Consider the following 18216-nt stretch of genomic DNA (forward strand, 5'->3'; position numbering starts at 1 on the left):
TGACGACCACCCGCCCGTCATGTCAGGCTGGTGCAGTTGTGTCCATAGCCGGAACACCTCGGAAAGGTCCATGATGGCTGGCCGTCAGCTGAGCGCACTCGATGTCGCTTTCCTTTGTCTGGAAAGCGAAACGACGCCCATGCACATGGGAGCGGTGGTCACCTTCCGCCCGCACGGGCAGGTGCACGCGCGCAAGCTGACCGCGTTGCTCGCCGAGCGGGCCGCGCGCATCCCGAAGCTGCGCCAGCGCCCTCGTACCGCCTTGTTCCCGCCCGGCGCCGCCATCTGGGCCGAGGACCCGGATTTCGTTGCCAGTGAACATATTTCACATCACCACCTCAGCTCCCTGTACGAACCGGACCCGCTGTCCGCCTATGCGTCGCGCTGGATGGGACAGCCACTCGACACCGGAAAACCCTTGTGGGACTTGCGTCTCGTTACCGGCCTGCCGGACGGCGAGTTCGCGTTGCTGCTGAAACTGCACCACGCGCTCACCGACGGTGCCGGCGCGTACGCCGTCGCCGCGGGCCTGCTGGACGAACTCCCCCGCCCTGCCCGTCGTGCGCACAGCGGGTCCCACCCGCCCGCGCCACGCTCCCCTGTGGACGCGGTCAAGGAAGCCGTCGGCTCGACGCTGGCCCACGCCGGGATCGCCTCGTCGGTCGTCCGCGCGACCCGTTCGCCGCTGTCCCCGATCAGCGCGCCGCCCTCGACCGAACGACGGCTCGGCCTGGTCCGGCTCGACACCGGGGACATCCGGCGGATCCGCCGCTCCCACGGCGGGACCGCCAACGACGTCGTGCTGGCCGTCCTCGCCGGCGCCCTGCGCGAATGGATGACCAACCGCGGCCAGCGTGCCGACGACCGGACCCTGCGGGCGCTCATCCCGGTCAGCATGCGCGGCCGGTCCGCCGGACAACTGGGCGGGAACAAGCTGTCCGGATACCTCTGCGACCTGCCGGTCGGCCTCGACGACCCGGTGGCCCGGCTGCTGGCCGTCCAGCGCGAGATGGGCCGGAACAAGGCCGCGGGCCCGGCCCGGGGCCCCGGGGCGTTCCCGCTGCTCGCCGATCGGATGCCGCCGATGCTGCACCGGCTCGGCAGCAAGGCCGCCGGACTCGCCGCGCCGCTGCTGTTCGACCTCGTGGTGACCACGGTGCCGGTGCCGCCCAACCGGCTCACCCTCGACGGGACGCGGCTCGAAGGGGTGTACCCGTTCGTGCCGCTGGCGCCGCGGCAGGCGCTCGGGATCGCGGTGGCGACCTATCGTGATTTCGTCCACATCGGACTGCAGGCGAACGCGGCGGCCGTGTCGGACGTGGGATCGCTGCGGGACGGGGTCCTCAAGTCGGCCGCGAGGTTGCTCGACACCACTCATTGACGCGGTTCGGAAATGTTATGAACGGGACTTTCATGGCACAATTTGCCATGAAAGTCCCGTTCATAACCCGCTTGGAAACCGGTCAGCCGCGCAGCATCTCCGCGACCAGGAAAGCCAGTTCCAGCGACTGCTGCGTGTTCAGGCGCGGGTCGCAAGCGGTCTCGTACCGGCCCGAAAGGTCCAGATCCGAGATGTCCTGCGCGCCCCCGAGGCATTCGGTGACGTCCTCGCCGGTCAGTTCGACGTGGATGCCGCCAGGGTAGGTGCCGAGTTTGCGGTGCACCTCGAAGAAGCCCTGGACCTCGTCCACGATCCGGTCGAAGTGCCGGGTCTTGTACCCGGTCGACGCCTCGTGGGTGTTGCCGTGCATCGGGTCGCACTGCCAGATGACCTTGTGCCCGGACGCCTCGACCTTCTCGACGATCGCGGGCAGCACCTCGCGGACCTTGCCGTTGCCCATCCGGGCGATCAGCGTCAGCCTGCCGGGTTCGTTGCGCGGGTCCAGCCGCCGGACGTACTCCACCGCCTGCTCGGGCGTGGTCGTCGGGCCGATCTTGAGGCCGATCGGGTTGGCGAGGAGTTCGGCGAACGCGATGTGCGCGCCGTCGAGCTGCCGGGTCCGCTCGCCCACCCACAGGAAGTGCGAGGACAGGTTGTACAGCTTGGGGTTCGTCGCGTCGGCGCGGTCCATCCGCAGCATGGAGCGCTCGTAGTCGAGCAGCAGCGCCTCGTGGCTGGCGAAGATCTCGGTGGACTGGAGCGAGGCGTCGGTGACGCCGCAGGCCGACATGAACCGCAGGCCCCGGTCGATCTCCCCGGCCAGCGCCTCGTAGCGCTCGCTGGCGGGCGAGGACTTCACGAAGTCCTTGTTCCAGTCGTGCACCTGGTGCAGATCCGCCATCCCGGCGCCGGTGAGCGCGCGGACGAGGTTCATCGCGGCACCCGCGTTGGCGTAGGCACGGATCATCCGGCCGGGGTCGGGCACGCGGAGTTCGGGCTTGGCGACGAGCGAGTTGATGATGTCGCCGCGGTACACCGGCAGGCCGAGCGCGTCGGTGGAGGCCGAACGCGGCTTCGCGTACTGACCGGCGATCCGGCCGACCTTCACCACCGGCAGGCTCGCGCCATAGGTGAGGACGACGGCCATCTGCAGCAGGGTGCGCAGGTTGGCGCGGATATGCGGTTCGGTGTTCGACTCGAACGTCTCCGCGCAGTCACCGCCCTGCAGCAGGAACGCCTCGCCGCGGGCGACCATGGCCAGCCGGTCGGAGAGCCGGTCGATCTCGGCGGGGACGGTGATCGGCGGCACGCTCTCCAACACGCCCCGTACGCGCTTCGTCAGCTCGGGGTCCGGCCATTCCGGCTGCTGCGCGGCGGGCCGGGAAAGCGCGTCGTCGAGCCGGTTGCGCAGCTCGGGCGGCAGAGGAGGCAGTTCGGGGAGCGTGTCGACGGGAACGTCCACTGTCCAGTTCACGGGCACCAGGATATGCCGCGCCGAAAGCCGCCCGCCCACCGGGACGAAAGTCCCAAAAGGTGGACGGGCGGCCTCGGGTGATCAGGCGGCCTGCGCCTTGTTGTAGAGGTTCTGCGCGTCCGTGCCGAAGTATGGACCGAACATGTAGCCGGGCAGGAAGGTGTAACCGAAGCTGTTCACCGAGGCCTGGACGCCCGCGCCGGTCGCCTCGCTGAAGTTGAGGAACCACGGGCCGCCGCTCGAACCACCGGTCATGTTGCAGTTCATCCCGTGGTCCTTGGTGAGCAGGAAGTCGGTGAACGTGGTCCCGCTGCAGTAGATCAGTTTCGAGCCGTCATATGGCGCCGCCGCCGGGTATCCGAAGGTGTACATCGACTGGTTGCGCGCCTGGTTGAACGCGATGCCCTGCGCGCCGACCACGTCGGTCAGCTTCTGTCCGTTGAGCGGGTTGACCACGGCCGCGCCGACGTCGTAGTTCATGTCTTCGCTCGCTTCCCACTGCGGAGTGGTCAGCGTGCTCTTCGCGGTCCAAGTGCCGTAGGGCGTGTTGCCGTTGTCGTAGCCGGGAGCGAAGGTCCAGTTGGTGTGCCACGCGCCCTGGTACTTGACGCAGTGCCCGGCGGTGATGACGACGCTGCCGTTCGCGCTGGTGACCGCGTCACCGGAGCACGACGCGTTCCGCCCTCCCATGGTGAAGAACACCCGGCCCGCCGTCTGCACGACCTTGCCCGCCCCGGTCCACGCGCCGCCGCCGTTGGGGATGCTCTGGATGATCGTGCTCTCCCCTTTCGCGACGTCCTTGAGCGAAAGGTTCGGCGCCTTGACCAACTGGTCGATCGGGACCGCCGACCGCATGCGCTCGGGCGTCCAGTAGGCCGCCACCGCTTGCGCCTCGGCCGCGGTGTCCGCGCCCGCGTGGAGGACCGGCGCGGCCTGTGCCGGGCTCGCGACCGCGGTCAGCGCCGTCACCGCCAGCCCCACGAGCGCCGCCAGGATCCCCGTCCGGGAAGCCGTCCTTTTCATGGCATACCACCTTTCGCTACCGGTGAATTGCCGTATGACCTGCACGACTTTCTGAAAGTATTTGCCTGGCTACGGGGCGTACAAGCGACCGTTCGGCCGCATCCGTAGCCGGCTATGGGCCCGTTCGGCCCACCAGGACGACCCTGGTCGGGGTGAACGTGAATTCTCGGCCGCCACATTCGGAAACGACCCCTGCTCCCTCGGCGAGCGGAAGAGTTAGCCTTGGTCGTGGGGATATCCGCGAACGGCTTCGCCCGGCTGGGTACATACCTCCTGGCTCCGGCTGCCTGGGCACTACTGGTACCGATCGCGGTCGTCCTCGGCGATACCAGTGACCTGGTCTGGCCGTCGTTGCTGACGCTGGCCGGATCGGCGCTCGTGGCTCTCGCCGTGGGGTGGGTGATCAATTTCGGATTCAGCTTCAGGATCTCGCCATACACGTCGCCCGAATCCGCCGCGGTCACCGTGCTGGCGTTCACGCTCGGACCGGTGATGCTCCTCGGCGGCCTGCTGGTGGCTTGGGTGTACTGGGCGCGCGTCAGGCTGGGCGAAGACACCTTCGCCGAAGCCGCCGCCGGGGTCATGGTGGGGATCCTGGTCGGCGGCCTCGGCTGGATCGGTTTGATCTTCTTCCTGTTCTCCTGATCAAGCCGGGCAGTGGGAATCGGCGCCCGGCAGGACGCCGTCCCGCAGGTATCGGACGACGGCGTCGTTGCCGCAGGCGTTCTCCTTGGTGAAGACGCCGTGCCCGCCGGCGTCCACGGTGACGAACCTCGCCCGCGCACCCAGCGCCGACCGCAGTTCCCGAGCACCGACGAGTGGGGTCGCCGGGTCGCGAAGGTTCTGCACCAGCAGGATGTTCGACGGGCCGCGGTCGTGGATCCGTACCGGCGGCTCGCGGCGCTCGACCGGCCAGAACGCGCAAGGGGTGATGTTGGCGGCGGCCGGGCCGAACATCGGATGCGTCACGCGGGCCCGTTCGACCGCCTTTTGGTAGTAGCGCACGCTTTCCGGCCAGTCCGAGTCGTTGCAGAGCACCTGGAGCTGGAGTGCGGCGTGGTTGTCTCCGTCGAGCGGCCCCCGCTGTGCCGACGCGGACGGGGCGGCCCACTTCTCGGCCAGCGCCGGGAAGTCAGCGTCGTCGTACAGGGCTCCCCAAGTGTCGCTTCGGATTCCTGGGCGCTTTTCCACCAGCTCGAAGAACTTCGCCGTCACCTCGGCCCGCGTCCGCCCGAGGTGGTAAACGTCGTCCCGCGCCGCTGCCCAAGCCGTGAAGTCGCCGAAGCGGTCGTCGAAACCGTCCGCGAAGCGTTGGTGCCCCCGGACGTCTAGGCCGTTCGGCCCGGTAAGGCTGTCCAGCACGATCCGGTCCGTGCGCGCCGGGAACATCGAGGCGTAGGCGGCACCGAGGTAGCTCCCGTACGAGACGCCGTAATAGGAGATCTTCCGCTCACCCAGCGCCTCGCGGATCCGGTCCAGATCGCGCGCGGTGTTGGCGGTGGTCATCTGCGGCAGGAGATCCGCCGTCTTCGACTCGGCGCATTGCTTCGCCACCACACGGGACTTCGCCGCCTTCTCGGCGACGTCGCGCGGACCGTCCGCGTACGGGCCGGTGAGGATGAAACGCTGTTCCTCGGTCAAATCGCAGGTCACGGGTGTGCTGTAGGTGGTGCCGCGCGGATCGAAACCAATGACGTCGTAACTGTCGAGCAGGCCGGACTGTCCTTGTCGCTGCGCGAGTTGCGCGGGCATCGCCAGGCCCGGGCTGCCCGGGCCACCGGGATTCATCAGCAGCACGCCGCGGCGCTTCGGCGAGGTGCTCGCTTTACGGGAAAGGGTGAGTTCGATGGTCCGCCCGCCGGGGTCGGCGTAGTCCAGCGGCACCTTGAGTTTCGCGCATTCGAGCCCGGCCGTCGGTGAGGGCGTCATGCCGTAGTCCGGGCACGGTGACGTCCATTTCAGTGCCGGAGCCGCTTCGGCGGTCACCGGGGTCACGGCGACAAGTGGCAGAAAGGCCAGTGTTGCCAACGTTTTTCTCATGTGGAGAGCTTGGCGTGACCGGCCGCCCTACCGCGTCGGACCGGAGCATGAGCATGGCCCTCCACCTTCGGGAGGAGCCGGGCCTGACGTTGGTCGTACCGGCTCGTGAGTGGCAATGACGGTTCTATTGAGGGGTGAGGCAAAGGTGTCGTGTTCGGGAGGGCCTGTGAGACGTTGGGCAGCAGGCTTCGGCACTGGGCAGTGGCGACACCTCCTTGAGGACTGGGGAGACTGGTCACCCCCTGGCGGTGTGAGCAGGCAATCGGGAAGCGGACATGTCCCCCATGCCACATTGGAGACAGTCAGCGTCCCCCATGCCACATTGGGGACATCAGGCCGCGGCACGAGCCGACGTCGCTCGCAACACCTTTGCCTTACCCGCAAGAGAAACGGGATAGCGGGTTACGCCTTCGCGCAACCCGCTATCCCGGCGAACAGGCCCGCCCACAACCACGCCACGTTCGCCTTACCCCTCAATTACCGTCAATACCACTCACGAGGCCTCAGACGACGGCGAGCGGCAGCGCCGTCGGGTGCACCGGAGCGGGCAGGTCCGAAGCGCCGGTGAGGTACGCGTCGACGGCGCTCGCCACCGACCGGCCCTCCGCGATCGCCCACACCACCAGGGAAGCACCGCGATGCGCGTCCCCGCAGACGAACACGCCGGGCGAGGACGTCTGCCAGTCCGCGCCGCACGAGAGCGTTCCGCGTTTCGTCAGCGACAGTCCGAGCCCGTCCAACAGCGGCATGTGCTCGACGCCCTCGAAGCCGATCGCGAGCAGCACCAGGTCGGCGGGCAGTTCCTCGACCTCGTCGTTGACCGGGGTCACCATGCGCTTGCCGGTATCGGGGTCCTTCACGACCCGGACCTGCCGGAGCTCGACCGCGCGCACGTTGCCTTCGTCGTCACCGATGAACCGCGTGACCGCGACGGCGAACTTGCGCTCGCCCGCCTCCTCGTGCGCCGGATAGGTGCGCAGGATGTACGGCCAGGTCGGCCACGGCGAGCGCTCGTCGTCCCTTGTGGACGGTGGCGTCGGGTACTGGTCCAGCTGGGTCACCGAAAGCGCGCCTTGGCGGGTCGCGGTGCCGTACGAGTCGGCACCGGTGTCGCCACCGCCGATGATCACGACGTGCTTGCCCGCCGCGTCGACCGCCGACGGCCCATCGCCCTCGACGTACTTGTTGGCCGGGACGAGATGCTCCATCGCCAGGTGGATCCCGGACAGCTCGCGCCCCGGCGTCGTGGTGTCGTCGCGGCCGCGCAGCGCGCCCACCGCGAGCACGACGGCGTCGTAGCCCGCACGGAGTTCCTCGACGGTCAGGTCGACGCCGACCTCGCAGCCGGTGACGAACTTCGTGCCCTCCTTGCGGAGTTGCGCGAGCCGCCGGTCGAGGACCTTCTTCTCCATCTTGAACTCGGGGATGCCGTACCGCAGCAGGCCGCCGAGCCGGTCGTCCCGCTCGAAGACGGTCACCTCGTGCCCGGCGCGGGTCAGCTGCTGCGCCGCGGCGAGCCCGGCCGGGCCGGAGCCGACGACCGCGACCCGCTGGCCCGACGAGACCTCCGAGATCTGCGGCTGCACGTAGCCCGCTTCCCACGACTGGTCGGCGATCGTCTGCTCGACGCGTTTGATCGCCACCGGGCCGCCGGACAGCGGCGAAACCGACAGGACACAGCCCGCCTCGCACGGCGCGGGGCACAGCTTCCCGGTGAACTCGGGGAAGTTGTTGGTCGCGTGGAGCCGATCGCTCGCCGCGGCCCAGTCGCCACGGCGCACCAGGTCGTTCCACTCCGGGATCAGGTTGCCCAGCGGGCAGCCGGAACCACTGGAGTGACAGAACGGGATGCCGCAGTCCATGCACCGCGAAGCCTGCTTGCGCACCTTTTCGTTGCGCTCGGCGGGTTCCACGTCGGCGTACACCTCGCCCCAGGTGGCGAGACGTTCCTCCTTGGACTTCTTCTTCGGCTCTTCGCGTTCATACTTGAGGAAACCCGTCGGATCAGCCACGAGCGGCCTCCATGATCGCTTCGTCGACGTCGCGGCCCGCGGCACGCGCCGCCTTCGCCGCGTCAAGGACACGCTGGTAGTCGCGGGGCATCACCTTGGTGAACGCCGCCGAACGACGCGGCCAGTCGCCGAGCAGCGACGCGGCCACGGCCGAACGTGTGAGGTCATAGTGCTTCTGCACGGTCTTCCTGAGCCAGGCGAGGTCCTCGGACGTCGGGGTCAGGAGGTTCACCATCTCCTCGTTGACCTTGCCTCGGTCGAGGTCGAGCACGTAGGCCTCGCCACCGGACATACCGGCCGCGAGGTTGCGCCCGGTCGGGCCGAGCACGACGGCCTGTCCGCCGGTCATGTATTCGAAGGCGTGGTCGCCGACGCCCTCGGCGACGACCACCGCGCCGGAGTTGCGGACGCAGAACCGTTCACCGACCTGGCCGCGCAGGAACATCTCCCCGCCGGTGGCCCCGTAGGCGAGCGTGTTCCCGGCGATGGTCTGCCGCTCGGCGGCGAACTTCGCGTCCGGATGCGGGCGCACGATGATCCGCCCGCCGGAAAGCCCCTTGCCGACGTAGTCGTTCGCGTCACCGACCATGTCGAGCGTGATGCCCCTCGGCAGGAACGCGCCGAGCGACTGCCCGGCGGAACCGCTCAGCAGCACGTGGATCGTGTCCTCGGGCAGACCTTCACCGCCGTAGCGGCGGGTGATCTCGGAACCCAGCAGCGTGCCGACGGTCCGGTTCACGTTCCGCACCGGCAGTTCCAGCCGGACCGGATGCGCGTCCTCCAGCGCCGCCTCGGCGAGCTGGATCAGCGTGCGGTCGAGCGCGTGCTCCAGGCCGTGGTCCTGCGTCCGCGTGCGCCGCTTCGCGCCGCCGTACGGGGTCTCGGACGGCATCTCGAAGATCGGCGCGAGGTCGAGCCCGGAGGCTTTCCAGTGCTCGATCGCCTCGTCGGTGTCGAGCACCTCAGCGTGGCCGATCGCCTCGTCGAGAGTACGGAAACCGAGTGCCGCCAACGTTTCCCGGACCTCTTCGGCGACGAACCGGAAGTAGTTGACGACGTGGTCGGCCTGCCCGGTGTACCGCTTGCGCAGTTCCGGGCTCTGCGTCGCGACGCCGACCGGACAGGTATCGAGGTGGCAGACGCGCATCATGACGCAGCCTTCGACGATCAGCGGCGCCGTCGCGAAGCCGTATTCCTCCGCGCCGAGCAGCGCGGCGATGACGACGTCGCGGCCGGTCTTCATCGCACCGTCGACCTGCACGGTGATCCGGTCACGCAAACCGTTGAGCAGCAACGTCTGCTGGGTTTCGGCGAGCCCGATCTCCCACGGCGTGCCCGCGTGCTTGAGCGAGTTCAACGGGGAGGCGCCGGTACCGCCGTCGTGGCCGGAGATCAGCACGACGTCGGCGTGCGCCTTGGACACGCCCGCCGCGACCGTGCCGACCCCGAGCGAGGACACCAGCTTCACGTGGATGCGGGCCTTCTCGTTGGCGTTCTTCAGGTCGTGGATCAGCTGGGCGAGGTCCTCGATCGAGTAGATGTCGTGGTGCGGCGGCGGGGAGATGAGCCCGACACCCGGCGTCGAGTGCCGCGTGCGGGCGATCCACGGGTAGACCTTGTTGGGCGGCAACTGGCCGCCCTCGCCGGGCTTCGCGCCCTGCGCCATCTTGATCTGGATGTCGTCGGCGTTCACGAGGTACTCGCTGGTGACGCCGAACCGGCCGCTCGCGACCTGCTTGATCGCGCTGCGCCGCTCCGGGTCGTAGAGGCGTTCGGGGTCTTCCCCGCCCTCGCCGGTGTTGGAGCGGCCGCCGATGCGGTTCATCGCGATGGCGAGGGTTTCGTGTGCCTCGGCCGAAATCGAGCCGTAGGACATCGCGCCGGTGTTGAAGCGCTTGAAGATCGCCTCGATGGGCTCGACCTCGTCCAGCGGGACGGGTTCGCGGGTACCGGCGCGGAAGGAGAACAGCCCGCGCAGCGCGCCGCCCTCGCGGTAGAGGCGGTGCACCTCGTCGGAGTACTTCTTGTACACCTCTTCCCGGCCGGTCTTCGTCGCGTGCTGCAACAGGAAGACGGTCTCCGGGGTGAACAGGTGCAGTTCGCCCTCGCGGCGGTACGCGTACTCGCCACCGGTCTCCAGTCCACGATGGACCCGGTCGGTCGGGTTGTCCGGGTACGCGCGGCGATGGCGGACGGCGACCTCTTCGGCGAGCACGCTCAGTCCGACACCGCCGAGCTTCGACGACGTCCCGGTGAAGTACTCGTCGAGCAGATCCTGGGCGAGGCCGAAGGATTCGAAGACCTGGGCCGCGGTATAGGCGCCGACGGTCGAGATGCCCATCTTGGACATGATCTTCAGGACGCCCTTCACGAGCGCCTTGACGTAGTTGCGGATCGCCTTGGCCGGCTCGATCCCGGTGATGCCGCCGGTCGAGATCATGTCCTCGATGGTCTCGAAGGCCAGGTACGGGTTCACCGCGGCGGCGCCGTAACCGAGCAGCAGCGCGATGTGGTGCACCTCGCGGGCGTCCCCGGTCTCGACGACGAGCGCGACGCGGAGCCGTTCCTTGGTGCGCACCAGATGGTGGTGCACCGAGGAGACCAGTAGCAGCGACGGGATCGGCGCCATGCGGTGGTCGGAGTCGCGGTCGGACAGCACGAGCGTGCGCGCGCCCGCGGCGATCGCCTCGGAGGCCTCGCGCCGGACCCGCTCGATCGCCGACGCCAGCGCGTCGGCTCCGCCGTCCACTTCGTACAGTCCGGAAAGGACACTGCAGGCGAAGCCGGGAAGGTCGCCGTCGTCGTTGATGTGGATCAGCTTGGCGAGTTCGTCGTTGTCGATCACCGGATACGGCAGCTGCACGTGACGGCAGGACGCCGGACCGGGGGCGAGCAGGTTCCGCTCGGGGCCCATGATCCGGCTCATCGAGGTGACGAGTTCTTCGCGGATCGCGTCCAGCGGCGGGTTGGTGACCTGCGCGAAGTTCTGCTTGAAGTAGTCGTAGAGCAGCCGGGAACGCTGTGACAGCACGGCGGGCGGGGTGTCGGAGCCCATCGAACCGATCGGCTCGGCCGCCTTGACCGCCATCGGCGCGAGCAGGATCTTCAGCTCTTCTTCGGTGTAGCCGAAGGAAAGCTGGCGCCGCAGCACCGAATCGTGGCTCTGCACGATGTGATCGCGGTCCGGCAGGTCGGCGATCTGCAGGAGACCGGCGTGCAGCCAGCCCTCGTACGGCAGTTCCTTGGCCAGCTCCGACTTGACCTCTTCGTCGTCGACGATCCGGCCGGCTTCGGTGTCCACCAGGAACATACGGCCGGGCTTGAGGCGGCCCTTGGCCACGACGTCCTCGGGGGCCACGTCGAGGACACCCGCCTCACTGGCCAGCACGACACGGTCGTCGGCGGTGCGCCACCAGCGGGCCGGGCGCAGGCCGTTGCGGTCGAGCACCGCGCCGACGAGCGTGCCGTCGGTGAAGGTGACACAGGCGGGGCCGTCCCACGGCTCCATGAGACTGGCGTGGAACTGGTAGAACGCACGACGCTGTGCGTTCATCCCGGTGTGGTTTTCCCACGCCTCGGGGATCATCATCAGTACCGCGTGCGGCAGCGACCGCCCGCCGAGGTGCAGCAGCTCCAGCACCTCGTCGAAGGAGGCGGAGTCCGACGCGTCGGCCGAGCAGATCGGGTACAGCCGGGTGAGGTCGCCGGGGATGAGGTCCGATTCGAGCAGTGCCTCACGGGCGCGCATGCGGTTGCGGTTGCCGCGGATGGTGTTGATCTCGCCGTTGTGCGCGACGAACCGGAACGGGTGCGCCAGCGGCCACGACGGGAAGGTGTTGGTGGAGAACCGGGAGTGCACGAGCGCGATGGCGCTGGTGAGCCGGGTGTCGGTCAGGTCGGTGAAGAAGAGCGGAAGCTGCGCGGGGGTCAGCATTCCCTTGTAGACGATCGTGCGCGAGGACAGCGACGGGAAGTAAGTGCCGCAGCCCGCGGTCACGCTCTCGTTCTCGACGCGCTTGCGCAGGCAGAAGGCCAGCCGGTCCAGTTCGAGCCCGCTCGGACGCCTGCCCCCGGTCTCGTGGGCGGCGACGAACAGCATCGCGAAATGCGGCATCACCGAACGTGCCGTGGGGCCGATGTCGGCACGGTCGGCGTCGACCGGGACCTCACGCCAGCCGAGGACGTCGAGGCCCTCTTCGGTGGCGATCCGCTCGATGAGGGCGACGGCTTTGCCGCGCTCCTCGCTGTCCGAGGGCAGGAAACCGATCCCGGTCGCGTAGGTCTGCTGACCGTCGGCGTCCGCCTCGGGCAGGATGAAGCTCGTTTCCGCGCGCAGCAGCTCGTCGGGCAGCTGCACCAGGATGCCCGCGCCGTCGCCACTGGTCGGTTCCGCGCCCGCGGCGCCCCGGTGGTCGAGGTTCGTCAGCGCGGACAGGCCGTCGGTGACGATGCCGTGCGAGCGGCGCCCGCGGACGTCGGCCACCATGGCCACACCGCAGGAATCCTGTTCGGTTTCGGGGTCGTAGAGACCCTGCTTGCCGGGAATGGCGGAGAAGATCATGAAGGGACCTCCTTCGTCGTCTGTGCTCAGCGACCGGACAGGCCGGCCGGGGGAATGCGCACGGGACGACGATGGCCCGTTCGTTGACGCGACTTTAACACCTAGGAAACACGTCGGCACCAATTCAGCGGGCCTGAAATCTCGCCGATGGGTAACAATCTGGACGACCGGAACGACACAGTTCCTGATGGGGTCACGGTAGTTCGTACCGCTAAGTATATGTCTTGATCCGCGATGTCGAGAGACACGGTGAGGCGACCCTAGTCACTTCGGGCGTTCTCCGCATCCTGGAGCACCATTACTAGAACGTGTTACAGTTTCGCGCATGATCCTGGACCGTTTCCGGCTCACCGACCAGGTCGCCGTCGTCACCGGCGCCGGACGCGGGATCGGCGCGGCGACGGCCGTCGCTCTCGCCGAGGCCGGCGCCGACGTGGTGCTGTCGTCCCGCACCGAAACCCAGCTCGACGACGTCGCGGCCCTGGTCTCCGCCACCGGCAGGCGAGCCCGCGTGGTGCCCGCCGACCTGAGCGATCCGGCGGCCGCCGCCGAGCTGGCGGCGATCGCGACCTCGGAATTCGGACGGCTGGACCTGGTGGTCAACAACGTCGGCGGGACCTATCCGCGCCCGTTGTTGGAAACCACCCCCGATTTCCTCGAAGAAGCCTTTCGCTTCAACGTTTCCACCGCGCACGCGTTGACCGCCGCGGCGGCCCCCGCACTGCTGGCGACCGGCGGCTCGGTCGTCAACATCTCGTCGGTCATGGGGCGCGTGAGCGGCCGGGGCTTCGCCGCGTACGGGACGGCGAAGGCCGCGCTGGCGCACTACACCCGCCTGGCCGCGGCCGACCTCGCGCCGAAGGTGCGGGTGAACGCGATCTCGGTCGGCTCCGTGGCGACCTCGGCGCTCGAAGTGGTGGTGGGCAACGACGAACTGCGCGGCCGGATGGAGGCCGCCACTCCCCTGCGCCGGATCGGCGAGGCCGAGGACATCGCGGCCACGGTCGTGTTCCTGGCGTCGCGGGCGGGCCGGTACGTCACGGGCAAGATCCTCGAAGTCGACGGTGGACTGCAGGCCCCGAATCTGGAACTGGGCCTGCCCGATCTTTAGGAGACAACGGATGCGCGTGGTCCAGTGGAGTACCGGTAACGTCGGCCGCCACGCGCTGGCCGGGATCGACGCCCGGCCCGATCTCGAACTCGCCGGGGTCTGGGTGTCAAGCGAAGCCAAAGCGGGCGTGGACGCCGGGGAGCTGGCCGGGCTGGGGCGCCCGCTCGGGATCGCGGCGACGACCGACGCGGACGCGCTCATCGCGCTGAAGCCGGACTGTGTCGTCTACACGGCGATGGCGGATGACAGGCTCGTAGGGGCCGTCGAGGACCTGAAGCGCTTCCTGCGCGCCGGGATCAACGTGGTGTCGAGCAGCCCGGTGTTCCTCCAGTACCCCGAAGGCGTCGTACCGCCGGAGATGATCGAACCGATCCGCGACGCGGCCCGCGAAGGCGGCGCGTCGCTGTGGGTCAACGGCATCGACCCGGGTTTCGCCAACGACTGGCTGCCGCTGGTGCTCACCGGCGTGTGCGAGCGGATCGACGAGGTGCGCTGCCTGGAGATCCTCGACTACTCCACGTACGACAACGGCAAGGTCTTGTTCGACATCATGGGCTTCGGCCGCGAGATGGACGACCTGCCGCTGTTGTTGCGGCCCGGTGTCCTGTCGCTGGCCTGGGGCAGCGTCGTGCGGCAGCTCGCGGCGGGGCTGGACGTCGAACTCGACACCGTCGAGGAGGTCTACGAACGCTTACCCGCGCCTGAGACGTTCGAGATCGCTTCGGGCACGATCAAGGAAGGCACGGCGGCGGCGCTGCGGTTCGAGGTGCGCGGCATGCGAGGCGGGCGGCCGGTGTGCGTGCTGGAGCACATCACGCGGCTGCGGGCCGACCTCGGCCCCGACTGGCCGCAGCCGTCCGGGCAGGGCTGCTACCGGGTGCAGGTCACCGGCGAGCCCGAATACGTGCTGGACCTGCGGCTGCTCGGCACCGACGGCGACCACAACACGGCCGGGCTGAAGGCGACCGCGATGCGGCTGGTCAACGCGGTCCCGGCGGTGGTGGCGGCGCCGCCCGGGCTGCTGACCGCGCTGGACCTGCCGTTGGTGACGGGGCGGGGTCTGGTCGCTCCCTGACCGCGGGTGGCGCCACCGGAAGCTATGAAAGGTCCTTTCCTTGCAAATTTTGCAAGGAAAGGACCTTTCATGGCACGCGCGCAGGAGCGGAGCGGGCTACTTCCCGGCCTCGGGCTTCGGGTCCTCGGTCACCTTGTCGACGGCGGAGTCCCGAACGGTGTCCGGAGCCGCGGCCACGTCGGCATGCTCTTCGGAAGACCCGGCCTCCTCAGGCGAGGAGGCAGCGGCGTCTTCCCGCGGTACGTCCTTGCTCCACAGCGTTTCCGGGGCCTCCCGTGGCCCGCGCTTGGCGGCCAGCACGAAGTAGACGATCGCCGCGGCGAACAGCAGGATCGAGGTCCACACGTTGACCCGCAGGCCGAGGATGTGGTTCGCGCTGTCGGTGCGCATCAGCTCGATCCAGAACCGGCCGGCGGTGTACCCGGCGACGTAGAGCGCGAACACGCGGCCGTGGCCGAGGCGGAACTTCTTGTCCGCCCAGATGACCAGCAGCGCCACCCCGACGTTCCAGAGCAGCTCGTAGAGGAACGTCGGGTGCACGGGGCTGTCCGGCAGCGGGACGTGCCCGATCGCGATGCCGTTGAGGAAGTCGTCCGGGTTTATCGGGTTGTAGCGCTGGTAGATCTCCAGGCCCCACGGCAGGTCCGTGTGCGCGCCGTAGAGCTCCTGGTTGAAGTAGTTGCCCACCCGTCCGATGGCCTGCGCCAGCACGATCCCCGGCGCGAGCGCGTCGGCCATCGCGGGCAGCGGGATCCCCCGGCGGCGGCAGGCGATCAGCGCGCCGACCGCGCCCAGCGCGATCGCGCCCCAGATGCCGAGCCCGCCGTCCCAGATCTTCAGCGCGTTCAGCGGGTTCTTGCCCTCGCCGAAGTACAGCTGGTGGTCGGTGATGACGTGGTACAGCCGACCGCCGACCAGGCCGAACGGCACCGCGAAGACGGCGACGTCGATGACGGTGCCCTTCGTGCCGCCTCGGGCGATCCATCGGCGCTCGCCCAGCCAGATCGCCGCGATGATGCCGGCGATGATGCACAGCGCGTATGCCCGGATCGGGATCGGCCCGATATGCCAGACGCCCTGGTCGGGACTGGGGATGGTCGCGAGGAACGCTGCCGAGGCGGTATTCACGTCGGCCACCGTAGCGCTTCCGCCGCCTCTTGGGGGCGTCAGCCCTCGACGGCGGCCAGATAGCCCGCGATCAGCGCGGACGCGACGTGCCCGACGGCGGTGTCCGGCGGCAGGAAAAGCTCGTCGTGCAGGCTCGGCGCGCCCGCGGTGTCGCCGAGGCCGACGAACATCATCAGCCCGCGCGCCACGCCGCAGTAGTGCGCGAAGTCGTCGGCGCCGAACGACCGGAAATCGGTGTCGACGCCCGCCCCGGTGCGGACCAGCCGCCGGTGCGCGCGCTGCGTGAGCCCGGCGTCGTTGTGCAGCACCGGTTCACACGGGTTGATCTCCAGTTCCGCCCGGCACCCGTGTGCCTGCGCGGTGCCGTGGACGATCTCGGCGAGCCCCTCGAGCGCGAGGTCGCGGTCCTCGGCCCGCATCAGCCGCAGTGAGCCCGAAAGGCGGGCCTCGTTCGGTACGACGTTCGCCGTCCTCCCCGCCTCGATCCGGCCGACCGAGCAGACCGCGCCGAAGATCGGGTCGACCCGGCGGCTAGCGAGCTGCTGAAGGCTCACCACCACCTGGCTGAGCGCGAGGATCGGATCCCGCAGCAGATGCGGATAGCCGGCGTGCCCGCCTTGGCCGCGGACGACGACGTCGAACTCGTCGGTGGAGGCGTTGACCGGCCCAGGCACCGCCGAGACCACCCCCGCCGCGAGCCGGGGCTGGACATGCGCGCCGATCACCGTGTCGACGCCGTATTCGTGGAGCACGCCGGATTCGACGATGTCCAGCGCACCGGACGGCGACGTCTCCTCACGCGGCTGCAGGAGCGCGAGGAGCGGCCGCGGCACCCCGACGACGGCCGCGGCCCGGCAGGTGGCGACGAGCGCGGCCATGTGCACGTCGTGCCCGCACGCGTGCATCAGCGACGTCTCCGAAGCCCACGGGACCCTGGTCCGCTCGACGACCGGCAACGCGTCCAATTCGGCACGCAGCGCCACGGCCGGCCCCGATCCGGTGCCCGGGAACAGCACGGCTCGGCCGGTCTTGGCGACCCGGACGCCCTCGTCACCGCCCAGCGCCTCGACGAGGATCCGCGCGGTGTCCTCTTCGTCCCCCGACGCGCGAGGATCGGCGTGCACCCGGTGGCGCAGCTCGACCGCGGACGGCAGCTCCGCCTCGACAGCGGCCTCCCAGCGGTCCTGCAGTTCGTCCAGTTCCGTCATGTCCCCTCCAGCCCGTACACCCGTTCGGCGTTGCGGTGGCCGACCAGCGCGGCGATCCGCCGTGCGTCCACTTCGGACAGTACGTCCGCGGTGAGTCCCGCGTACAGGAAGTCCGACAGTCCTGCCCGGAACAGCGCGGTGCCGAGGTGGTACAGCTCGGCGAGCCCGAACGCGTCCGTGGAGAACAGCAACTTCCCGAACGGCACCAGCTCCATTGTCTCCGCGATGATCGCGGGCGCACGGTGACCGGCGTTGTGCGTCGCGAGTCCCACATCGATGAACACGTGCTCGAAGACCTGCGCCAGATACGCGGCGTTCCGGTGGAAGGGGTAATTGTGCAGCAGCATGATCGGCACCCCGCGTGAGCGCGTCGCCCGCAGCAGCCCGGTGAGCAGCAGCGGATCGCAGCGGTGCAGGTCCACGTCGGAATCGCCGAAACCGACATGGAACTGGATCGGCAGGGCGAGGTCGATCCCGGTCCAGACGAGGAACCGGTGCAGCACCTCGTCCGCGAGCCGGATCGGTTCGCCGGCCTCGATCCTGGCGAGCCAGCGGCCCGCCGCGTCGGCGACTTCGCCGTCCGTCGGCCGCTCCCCCGCCAGGTCCAGGCCGACCCGGTAGGCGGCGATCGACTTGAACCCCACCGCCGTCGTCGCGCGTTTCGCCAGTTCCTCGGTGAACACCGAGGCGAACGAGGCGGCGGTGGTGGACTCCACGACGGCTTCGGCGACCTGTTCGAGCCGGACGATGTCGTGCGCCCGGGCCCCGGACAGCGCCGCGAACTGCTCGGTCGTGGTCAGCGTGTCCGGCAGGAAACCGCCGTCGAGCAGGAACTCCGTCGTGCCGGTGGCGCGCAGGAACCGCGCGTTGACCTCGGCGGCGCCCAATTCGGCGCGGCGGGCCAGATAGCCATCGGCCGGGACGTGCGGCGGCAGGCCGAGCATCGGCGCGCAGCGGGCACGGACCGCGAGCCCGATCAGCGAGTCGAACAGGGTCGTGCCCAGCGAGGAGACGGTGTCGGCCTCGGTGAGCAGCTGTTCGAACTCGATCCGGCCGAGGTCGCCGGTGACGACGCCGTGGCAGTGGTGGTCCACCAGCCGCGTCTCGGCCACGAACGGCAGAATCCCAGGTCCCGGCATGGCGCGTCCCTTCCCGTGATCGACGAGTGCGCCCCACCCTAGGGGCTGGTCCGGCACCGGGGTC

At 69.2% G+C, this 18216-nt stretch carries 12 protein-coding genes; 4 read left to right on the forward strand and 8 right to left on the reverse strand.

The window, feature by feature from the left end; translation table 11 throughout:
* The first annotated feature begins 70 nt into the window (after positions 1–70).
* Positions 71–1381, forward strand: a complete 1311-nt coding sequence (locus tag ACZ54P_RS18545; RefSeq protein ID WP_465462767.1) for a wax ester/triacylglycerol synthase family O-acyltransferase — start codon at positions 71–73, stop codon at positions 1379–1381.
* Between the two features lie 82 nt (positions 1382–1463).
* On the opposite strand, the gene ACZ54P_RS18550 is transcribed toward ACZ54P_RS18545, so the two are convergent.
* Both ACZ54P_RS18550 and ACZ54P_RS18555 read right to left on the reverse strand, forming a co-directional pair.
* Positions 1464–2855, reverse strand: a complete 1392-nt coding sequence (locus ACZ54P_RS18550) for a class II 3-deoxy-7-phosphoheptulonate synthase (protein ID WP_465462768.1) — start codon at positions 2853–2855, stop codon at positions 1464–1466.
* Between the two features lie 81 nt (positions 2856–2936).
* A complete protein-coding gene (locus tag ACZ54P_RS18555; RefSeq protein ID WP_465462769.1) occupies positions 2937–3878 on the reverse strand; it encodes a trypsin-like serine peptidase in 942 nt (313 codons plus the stop codon).
* Positions 3879–4106: 228 nt separating this feature from the next.
* On the opposite strand from ACZ54P_RS18555, the gene ACZ54P_RS18560 reads away from it, so the two are divergent.
* Positions 4107–4523 carry a hypothetical protein gene (locus ACZ54P_RS18560; protein ID WP_465462770.1) on the forward strand — a complete coding sequence of 139 codons (417 nt, stop codon included), beginning with the start codon at positions 4107–4109 and terminating at the stop codon, positions 4521–4523.
* On the opposite strand, the gene ACZ54P_RS18565 is transcribed toward ACZ54P_RS18560, so the two are convergent.
* From ACZ54P_RS18565 to gltB, 3 genes are all read right to left on the reverse strand, one after another.
* On the reverse strand, positions 4524–5918 hold the full coding sequence (locus ACZ54P_RS18565) for an alpha/beta hydrolase (RefSeq protein WP_465462771.1): 1395 nt from the start codon (positions 5916–5918) through the stop codon (positions 4524–4526).
* Positions 5919–6421: 503 nt separating this feature from the next.
* Positions 6422–7930 carry a glutamate synthase subunit beta gene (locus tag ACZ54P_RS18570; RefSeq protein ID WP_465462772.1) on the reverse strand — a complete coding sequence of 503 codons (1509 nt, stop codon included), beginning with the start codon at positions 7928–7930 and terminating at the stop codon, positions 6422–6424.
* A complete protein-coding gene (gene gltB, locus ACZ54P_RS18575) occupies positions 7923–12491 on the reverse strand; it encodes a glutamate synthase large subunit (RefSeq protein WP_465462773.1) in 4569 nt (1522 codons plus the stop codon). The genes ACZ54P_RS18570 and gltB overlap by 8 nt, the downstream gene beginning before the upstream one ends.
* 325 nt (positions 12492–12816) lie before the next feature.
* Between gltB and ACZ54P_RS18580 the strand changes: the two genes are divergently transcribed.
* Together ACZ54P_RS18580 and ACZ54P_RS18585 are read left to right on the forward strand one after the other, a co-directional pair.
* Positions 12817–13602 (forward strand): SDR family oxidoreductase, encoded by a 786-nt coding sequence (locus ACZ54P_RS18580; protein WP_465462774.1) that lies wholly within the window; start codon positions 12817–12819, stop codon positions 13600–13602.
* Positions 13603–13612: 10 nt separating this feature from the next.
* Positions 13613–14677: an NAD(P)H-dependent amine dehydrogenase family protein gene (locus tag ACZ54P_RS18585; RefSeq protein WP_465462775.1), complete on the forward strand. Its 1065-nt coding sequence runs from the start codon at positions 13613–13615 to the stop codon at positions 14675–14677.
* A 96-nt stretch (positions 14678–14773) separates the two neighbouring features.
* On the opposite strand, the gene lgt is transcribed toward ACZ54P_RS18585, so the two are convergent.
* Genes lgt through ACZ54P_RS18600 form a run of 3 tightly spaced genes read right to left on the reverse strand, consistent with a single transcriptional unit; the run spans position 14774 to position 18152 of the window.
* Positions 14774–15814 (reverse strand): prolipoprotein diacylglyceryl transferase, encoded by a 1041-nt coding sequence (lgt, locus tag ACZ54P_RS18590; RefSeq protein WP_465462776.1) that lies wholly within the window; start codon positions 15812–15814, stop codon positions 14774–14776.
* A gap of 29 nt (positions 15815–15843) precedes the next feature.
* On the reverse strand, positions 15844–17013 hold the full coding sequence (locus ACZ54P_RS18595; RefSeq protein ID WP_465462777.1) for a M20 metallopeptidase family protein: 1170 nt from the start codon (positions 17011–17013) through the stop codon (positions 15844–15846).
* Positions 17010–18152, reverse strand: a complete 1143-nt coding sequence (locus ACZ54P_RS18600) for an amidohydrolase family protein (RefSeq protein WP_465462778.1) — start codon at positions 18150–18152, stop codon at positions 17010–17012. The genes ACZ54P_RS18595 and ACZ54P_RS18600 overlap by 4 nt, the downstream gene beginning before the upstream one ends.
* Positions 18153–18216 lie beyond the last annotated feature (64 nt).

This window comes from Amycolatopsis sp. NPDC034160, from assembly GCF_055575355.1.